Origin of the sequence: Aquimarina sp. RZ0, from assembly GCF_008370685.1 — a bacterium.
Classification (GTDB): Bacteria; Bacteroidota; Bacteroidia; order Flavobacteriales; family Flavobacteriaceae; genus Aquimarina.
Genome location: NZ_VTZU01000082.1, coordinates 19,643 through 28,837 on the forward strand (window position 1 = coordinate 19,643; position 9,195 = coordinate 28,837).

Below are 9,195 nucleotides of genomic sequence, written 5' to 3' on the forward strand. Positions count from 1 at the left end.
CAAGATAAACGCATTTAAAACCTTGTGTTTTTGGGCATACATCTTAGTTTTTAAATTTTGTTTATCAGGTGTTTATGATTGTTATAAAATAAATATCAGAAATCACAGGCTATCCAGCTTCTAACACATTCTTTATAAGTCATTTTCTTACATTGAATGATCCCCAACGAACCACAAAAGGTAATTTTCAATATCCTATAAAACGTGATTTCTATGTAGAAAATCACAAAAAAATAGTTTTTAAAGAAAAAAAGAGATTGATTGATAGTTTTTTCCTAAAAATAAAAAATGCTCACCTCATTATGCAAAGTAAATTACTCGCAAATAATGAACAAGGATAATTCTGTCATTAATTTAGACCAATAATCTGATTCTTTCTCTATTATTTCTTCGTTAGGAAATTGAACTGTAAGTTAAGATTATCCTTAAATTTTATACCAGGAACTAGCAAAAAATTATTTAAGCCTAGGATAAAAATAGGTTGGTATAATACGATTTATAACTAAAAATTTCGCATATTCATCGTTTCTTTTTCCTTTCTACTTCGTTTAAAAAATAAACCGTAGCTATAGCTATGCTTGATTTTTTTGCCTTGCATAAAGAAAAAATAATTCAATGAATTTATACGAATTTTTTAATCACAAATCGTATAACATAGGGTTATTTTGATTTTCGATTGTTTTTAAAAAAGAATTCACAAAACAAATTCAAAAAAGATTCAACTGTTTTTACATTTTTAAACCATTTCTCTTTCACAAGTATCACAAGGTCATAATATTAGATGATAATGGCATAAAAATTAAAGAAGTTTTGCTCCAAAACCATATTCAAAGATTACAGCTTGGTAATAACCTGAGGAGCAAACAAGGTTCAAAAGCAAGTAATCAATAAAATTAAAAACTAAAAACGATAGTGATATATGAAAAATAAGGTAGTAAACATTATGGAAAAAGCTTCAGACACGGATATGATTTTAAACTTTACCAACAATAGGATAGACATTAGCACATTAAAAAACATCAAAAAAAATGAAGATACGAGAACTATTACTCAATCTATTGATAAACAAGAAAAACAACGAATTTTAACCAAAAAGAACTTAAAACTTGTAAATTATAATCGTGATGTATTAGAAAAAACACCTTTGAGCTATAGTCAGGAGCAGGAGTGGTTTTGGAATCAGGATAAAAAAGGGGTTAATCTTTCTATCCGACTACAATTATGCGGAGCATTGGATAAAGATATATTAAATAATTCTATAAAAATTATTATTGAGAGACACCAGACTCTAAGAAGTATTTTTAGGGATATAAACGATATAGCATATCAGGGAATATTACCAGCAGAATTATGGGAATTAGATTATGAATATGTTAAGGAAGAGAATTTCGATTCTTTTGAGAATATGATCTCGTCATATATAGGTTTTCCTTATAATCTGTATAAGGATTATATCTTTAGTGCGTGCTTATATGATCTGGGGTGCGATAATTATGAGCTGGTAATGACATTTAATGCTATTGCAGGTGATACACTATCTAAACATATTATAGTAAAAGAACTCCAGGAACTATATAATGCTCAAATAGAAGAAAGAGAACCTGATTTACCAGCATTACCACTACAATATGCAGATTATGCAATGTGGCAAAAAAGGCATATCCCTAGGGATATTTTGGACACGCAGTTATCGTATTGGGAGTCAAAATTATCAAGAGTTACGCCTTGTTTATTACCTGCTGACACTATGGTCTCAGAAGACCAGGGTTATTCGGTCTCCAGTATATTGCTTGAATCAAACAAAGAACTGAGTAATAGCTTACAGGATCTGAGCAAGAGCAAAGACACTACCTTATTTGTGACACTACTAGCCGCTCTAAAGATACTGCTAAGCCGTTATAGCAATCAGTCAGATGTTTGTGTGGGAACCTATATTGACCATAGAAAACAAAAAGGACTAGAAGGCATGATCGGTTTATTTAAAAATACACTGGCGCTTCGCAGTACGGTAGATGTGAAAAAGTCATTCCTGGAGTTTTTATCACAAGTAAGGCAAACCACTTTGGAAGGATATGATAATGAATTAGTCCCTTTTGATACTGTATTGAAACACCTTCGAGATAACAAATATATCAATTGTAATTATATGTTTGAGGTAACATTCGAGCTATTAGATCAATCAGTAAATGAAGAAGTTATATTAAGAAATTTAAAGACAGACTTGTTTTCTAATAATGATGAGATGAATGGTCAGGAAATCGCTTTTAGTATATCAGAAACCAAAAAGGGGTTACAAATGTCTGTTAAATATCGCACAAATCTATTTAAAGAAGAGACCATTGAGCAACTAGGGATTCATTACCGAGAATTATTAAAAAGCCTGATTGCCAATCCAAATAATAAGATTGGAGATTTGTCAATAATTACCCAGGAAGAACAGTCGCGGATTTTGGAAGATTTCAATACCACCGAAGTATCTTACCCAAAGAATAAAACTATTATTGAACTATTTTCTGAACAGGTAGCAAAAACTCCAGATCAAGTCGCTATGGTTTATGAAAATAAAAAAATGACCTATACAGAGTTGGATAAAAAATCAAACCAATTAGCTCAGTATTTGCAAAAGAAAGGAGTAAGACACAATACCTTAGTTGGTATATATATTGATCGTAGTTTTGAAATGATTATTGGGATATTGGGAGTTTTAAAAAGTGGTGGTGCCTATGTTCCTGTTGATACAGAATATCCTCAAGAGCGTATTGATTATATGTTGGAGAATGCAGGTGTTCAAATCGTATTAAGTACTGCTAACATTAAATCCAGATTAGGGCAGCACGAAGATCTCGATGTAGTTTTGTTAGATCAGGATTGGGAATTAATAGCTATGGAAACAGAACAACCTATAAAAGAATTGGTATATTCATCAAATTTGGCTTATGTAATTTATACTTCTGGAAGCACAGGTAAGCCCAAAGGAGTTATGATAGAACACAACAGCTTATTCAATTATATTTTATATTGTATTTCTAATTATGGTGCTGCAAACAGCACATATAATTTTCCATTGTTTACCTCTTTGTCATTTGACCTGACTCAGACCAGTATCTATATGACTTTACTCACAGGTGGTCAATTATCCGTTTATAAGGAACAAGATGTTCATAAAGTGTTGGAAATGGTTTCTAATACAGAAAATGTTACTTCTATCAAACTGACTCCTACCCATTTATTGTTTTTTAAAGAACTATCTTGTAAACATTTAAAAGAGATCATTATTGGTGGTGAAGAACTATTTTCTTATCATCTGGATTGTTTACAAGGTTTACCAGCAGAAGCCAGCATATATAATGAATATGGACCTACAGAAGCCACAATAGGCTGTATTGTATCAGAGGTTAGTAATTATAAATCATTGACCACTATTCCTATTGGTAAACCCATAGATAATACTCAGATTTATATTCTGGACACTTGTGATAATCCTGTTCCCGTAGGAATGATTGGTGAGCTATTTATTAGTGGATCCGGACTAGCCAAAGGGTATTTGAACAAAGAAGATTTAACCAAAAATAAATTTTTACCTAATCCTTTTAAAAAAGGAGCGCGGATGTATAAAACAGGGGATCAGGCACGGTGGCTTCCTGATGGGAATATTGAATTCATTGGCAGGAAGGATGACCAGGTTAAGGTTCGTGGATATCGAATAGAATTAGGTGAGATTGAGAGCCAGCTTTCTCAACTAGAAGTAATTCAGCATTGTTGTGTAATTGCAAAAAAACATCATGATGGCTCTAATGTGTTGATAGGCTATGTAGTAGTTGAAGGTAATTTTGACAAATTAGCAATCCAAAATGCACTAAAAAGCCAATTGCCTGATTATATGATCCCTAAGCTATGGTTAGCATTAGATAAGCTACCTATGACTACTAATGGCAAAATAGACAAAAAAGCATTGCCTTACATAATGCCAAACAATCTATCAAGTCAGGAATATATAGCTCCGCGAAATGCGATTGAATGGAGATTAGCTGCTATCTGGGGGGAAGTATTGAGGCTAATGAACAATGATATTGGAATCCGCGATAACTTTTTTGAATTAGGAGGTAACTCTATCCTAGTGATGCAATTAATTTCGAAAATTAAAGAATCCTTTTCTGAAAGTATCAGTGTAGCTCAAATATTCGAATGTAACACGATTGAAAAACTAGGTAAATTACTGGAATCTGATAAAGAAATCCAAACTTCTTTTCTTATTAAGTTTAATGAATTTGGAAATAAGAGACCTCTATTCCTTATTCCCCCAGCGGGAGGAATACCAACTACTTTCCTTGAGCTAACAACCTTATTAGGCGAAGATCAACCAATATATAGTTTTCAATTCCCGGGAATTGATAATCAATCCGCAATAATAGATACTAATGAAGAGCTGGCAAGCTTTTTTATAAAAGAGATACAAAAAATCATGCCTTGTGGTCCATATCGACTAGGAGGGTATTCTTTTGGAGCAAGAGTTGCATTAGAAATGGCTATTCAATTAGAAAATAAGGGTCAGGTAATAGAAGAACTGATATCATTTGATTCATTACCGGTAAAAGATTATAAGGAAGATCTTGGAAGTTTATTGATAAATTTAATAGGGAGCGAGAGGTTAGATCTAGATACTAAAAATTCTTTGTTAAAGACTGACCTGACTAGTAAAACTAAAGAAGAGTTGATAGATTTAACCCATGACTTAATAGTATCTTCTGGCGATTTTACTACGAAACGTCAATTAAAGGTACTTTTAACAAATTGTAATATTGTGTATAGTCCTGGAGAAGGAATGAAAATAAACGCTCCAATTAAGTTTTTTAAAGCCTATGATTCAGAAAATAAAATACATCATGATATGGAAAATACAGTAAATATAATGTGCTTACCTGGCGATAATAATTGGGAAAATTTTACCAGAAAGGAAGTACTCACTTACCCAATAGAAGGCGCTACACATACTACAATAATGTCTAAACCATATATTGATGATGTTGCCAAATTTATGAATTCAAAAACAGTGTATATAAGATAGGTCGAGCTATTTTGCAGAGAATCAACGTCTTTGCCACATTGCCTGTACTTGGTGTGCCCGAGGAAAAACTCTGTTTTTCAGGATATGGTGTCAAGGATTGTTGAGCTCTGGTTAAAATCTATGCTACTTTTCGATTTTTGATTCTACATTTGATCATTCAGTGTCTGGTCAGAAAAGAAGAGTTTGACCAAAGCGCCTAAAAAAAAGCACCCCGAAGAATATTGTCTTTGCACAGCGATGGAAAGGCAATGACCAATACTGAAAAAAATGAAATTGCGAGGTGATTTTTGATACATATTTCTACAGGATGGTGATTCTTGATGATACTGGTAGCTATATGAAGGGAGCAAAAAATTACGCAATCACTAAAACGCTGACCACAGTGCGACACAGAGGTATTGATATTTTGCTCTCATATCAGTCTATCTCCAAATATTATCCTGATGAATAAATTTTTCATGGTTTTGTAGCAAATCCCGTATCAAAACCTCACCTTCTGGAGGTATGTAAATAATTTAATTATTTCTCCACTCAAAGCTAGATTCATCTTGAAAATACAAGTTATTAATCGTTTAATAATTCCTTCAAGACCCCATTAATAAAGAGGTTTTATCAAGATTAATACGAACTAAATAGCAAACTATTAATAATATACATAGGGATTTACTTAGTCTAAGCTGTCTTTATAATATACAATAAATTTTAAAAAATAATAATAGAATGTACAAAGATCCAAGATCATCTTCGTTTACTGGTAGGAATGTAGCTAAACCTACCGAGCCAGCCACTATGCCTAACTTTACGTTACCTAGTAATGTACAAAGTCAGAATTTTTTTGAAGAATTAAAAGTGGCTAACCCAGATGACAAACTATTAAGAGACCCAGGCTATAATAAGCATAGAAAAAAGGGTAGTAGTAGTTCATCAACAGAACCTAGAATAGCAGAACATTTCAGAAGATTAAATGTTCATATAGAGAACACATATGAGAAGTATAAGAAACAGAATAAAAACAGAACTAGATCAAGAACATAACACAAAGTATGTAATTCAAATGGCTATCGAGGGCTTAAACTATTGATAGTCTTTTGTTTAATTTTTAATTTTACATACATGAAAAAGGAATATTTATTTGATGATGAGTTTCTAAAGCAGTCCAAAACAGAAGATGAACTCAATAGTTTTTTGTAACTAATCAGTTTGTTTTTTTTAAAATGTTGAATCATGCCTAATTGTCATGTTTTTCATGTCAAATAGGCATACTTTTTGTTTTTTGGTTATCACTTGTTTTATTTACTTAGCAGTATGGATACTTCTGTATTACTACTTCAGTTAGAAGCTCTCAAATTTCGTTTAGATCTCTTAGAAAAGGAGAATGCAGTACTAAAAGAACGTCTTTCTAAATACGAGCCCCCTAAAACCAGTCGTAATAGTTCTGTTGCTCCATCGAAAGATGAGCATCGTCCAAAACCTAACCAAAGTTTGTGTAAATCTTCTGGCAAGAAACCTGGAGGACAATTAGGACATAAGGGAAAAACACTCGAAATGACAAGTACTCCAGATCATATCATAGAACTACATCCATCTCATTGTTATAAGTGCGGATCTTCTTTAGAAGCAATTCCTGGTAAAGAAGTAAGTTCTGGTCAGGTATTGGACATTCCACCTATTAAAGCAGTTTTTATAGAATATCGTTCCTACAGTAAATCCTGCTCTTGTGGATGCCAAAATAAAGGTGCATTTCCAGAAGCTGTAACTACTCCTGTAAGTTATGGTCCTAACATAGAAAGTCTTGTAGGGTATTTTCACGCACGTCAATCTTCCCTTCGCCAGAATGAAAGAGGCTTTTAAGGATGTGTTCAATATCCCTATTAGTGAAGGAGGGATTCATTGTTTACTGGAGCGTTTTGCAAACAAAGCTACTGCTACATATGAGTTTATAAAAGAACAAGTATCCAATAGTGAAGTAATTGGATCGGATGAAACAGGAGCTAAAGTAAATGGACAAAAACATTGGATGTGGGTTTGGCAAACATCTGACGCTACCTATATTACTCATTCAGAAACTAGAGGGAAGCTTGCTATAGAAGATGAATTTCCAGAAGGCTTTACCCAAAGTGTATTGGTCAGTGATGGTTGGAGACCACAACTATCAACACCATACACCATCAAGGATGCATCCCACATTTACTAAGACGATTGAATTATCTAAATGAAAGATATACAGCCCAGGGGTGGAGTCATCAATTTCAGCAATTATTGTATCAAGCCCTTTCATTGAAAAAGCAAGAAAGCTTCGAGAGTGAAAAATACAAAGATAAAAGGATCGGTATTATCCGAGGATTTGAAAACTTATTAGAACAACCCCCGGATAAAAAGTTCAAAGAACTCTACACTTTTTACAAAAGAATGAGAAGGGAACAACAAAACCTATTTATATTCTTATATATTGAAGAAGTACCAGGGGACAATAATGCCTCAGAAAGAGCGATCCGTAACATCAAGGTAAAGCAAAAAATATCTGGACAATTGTAAAACACCTAAGGCAGCTAAGAATTTTGCCAAAATAAGATCTGTGATTGATACTGCTATAAAAAAAGGTGTAAATGTACTTGATGCTCTTATTGAAATTGCAAAAAATCAATGTCAAATAGCAAACTGATTAGTCACAGTTTTTTTCATAAACGCCTCCTAAGATTCTTGATTTTTTTAGGGATTATACACCAACAAGTGGTGTTTAAATTAAGAAGTGAATATAAAATACTAATTCGTTCGTTAGGATATCCGCATATGAATATTTCTAATTTGACTATTATTTTTAATTATAAACTATAAATCACTATGGGAAAGAATATTAAGACCAAAAACATCGGAAGTTCTTCAGAGCAAGATCTAGAGAAAGTTACGACAAAAAATCCAAAAAAGATTATAGCAGTACAAAAAGAGTTAAGAGATCGAAAATATCCTAATGGAATACAAGATAGTGTTCCTTCAGAAACTTTGTCAATCGATCAAAGGCTTGATGGTGAAGAACTGTATAACGCAGCAAAAGATCCTGATCTATCACAATTTAATCCTCCAATTAATAGCAATGAAAGATCGAAAATGCCTCATAGAGGTGAATCAGGTGAAATAAAACCGCCGAAAAGAAAAATAAAGAATATAATTAAATCGAAATTCCTGAATCGATAAACTAAAATATATAAGGGCGACCTTACCTACAAGTAAGGTTGCCTAATTATACGATTTATAACTAAAAATTTCGCATATTCATCGTTTCTTTTTCCTTTCTACTTCGTTTAAAAAATAAACCGTAGCTATAGCTATGCTTGATTTTTTTGCCTTGCATAAAGAAAAAATAATTCAATGAATTTATACGAATTTTTTAATCACAAATCGTATTATTGTATAGATAGCGGTATTAAAACCATAATATAGTGCAAGGTTTTACTCGGTTCTTTTGCCAGCAATCGATAATTATCACATATGGCTGGTGACTCATTTTATCCTAAAAGTAAAACCTCTTCATTTACTATTTCTTTGTTTGATAACACTTTAGCGTACTTATTATTAAGTTTAATAAATAATCTCGCAGAACCATCGAGGTGTTTAATCTATAGAATTCCTCGACGCTCTGCGTCGGGGTTAAGAGAAAAGTTTGAAAACCTTAGGTTTTCATCAAACTAAAAATAAATTTTCTTCCGTTGAATACCTCGACGGCTCTGCCTCGGGGATTATTTATTTAAAAAAAGACTTATTCTTTTATGGGTTACCTGCTTTGCATAAAGATTTCATAAAGCAATCTCTAAAAACTGATTTTTTTAACCAAGTTTGATTTTTGTGACTATTTAGATTCTTACTTGTTTTTTTGAATATTTTTTTATGACTATCGGATTCCTTGCATAACCGGTGATTTATTTGTATCTTATTGTATTAAAGATGGTTAAGATTATGAAGATTCAAGAATTTTTTAAAAAATTTCCGGACGAAGCTAGTTGTAAGACTCATTTTAAAGCAGAAAGAGATAAACAGGGTGTTGTTTGTAAACGATGCCAGGGAGAACAACACTACTGGCTTTCTACTAGAGATCAATATCAATGCAAGCAATGTAAGTATAGAACTACCTTGCG

The 9,195-nt window shown here is 32.6% G+C and carries 4 protein-coding genes and 1 pseudogene; all 5 read left to right on the forward strand.

Annotated elements, in window-relative coordinates; genetic code table 11:
- Positions 1–919: 919 nt before the first annotated feature.
- Entirely contained in the window at positions 920–5,065 is a 4,146-nt protein-coding gene (locus tag F0000_RS22835) for a non-ribosomal peptide synthetase (protein WP_149627041.1), read from the forward strand.
- A gap of 720 nt (positions 5,066–5,785) precedes the next feature.
- Positions 5,786–6,100: a hypothetical protein gene (locus tag F0000_RS22840; protein ID WP_149627042.1), complete on the forward strand. Its 315-nt coding sequence runs from the start codon at positions 5,786–5,788 to the stop codon at positions 6,098–6,100.
- Between the two features lie 324 nt (positions 6,101–6,424).
- A pseudogene (locus tag F0000_RS28395) lies at positions 6,425–7,727 on the forward strand (IS66 family transposase); the annotation flags it as partial.
- Between the two features lie 179 nt (positions 7,728–7,906).
- The gene (locus F0000_RS22860) at positions 7,907–8,257 is read left to right on the forward strand and encodes a hypothetical protein (protein WP_149627046.1); all 351 of its coding nucleotides are present in this window, start codon (positions 7,907–7,909) and stop codon (positions 8,255–8,257) included.
- A 759-nt stretch (positions 8,258–9,016) separates the two neighbouring features.
- Positions 9,017–9,195, forward strand: a 179-nt coding sequence (locus F0000_RS28685; protein ID WP_188112234.1) for a transposase, incomplete at its 3' end; no start/stop codon positions are given.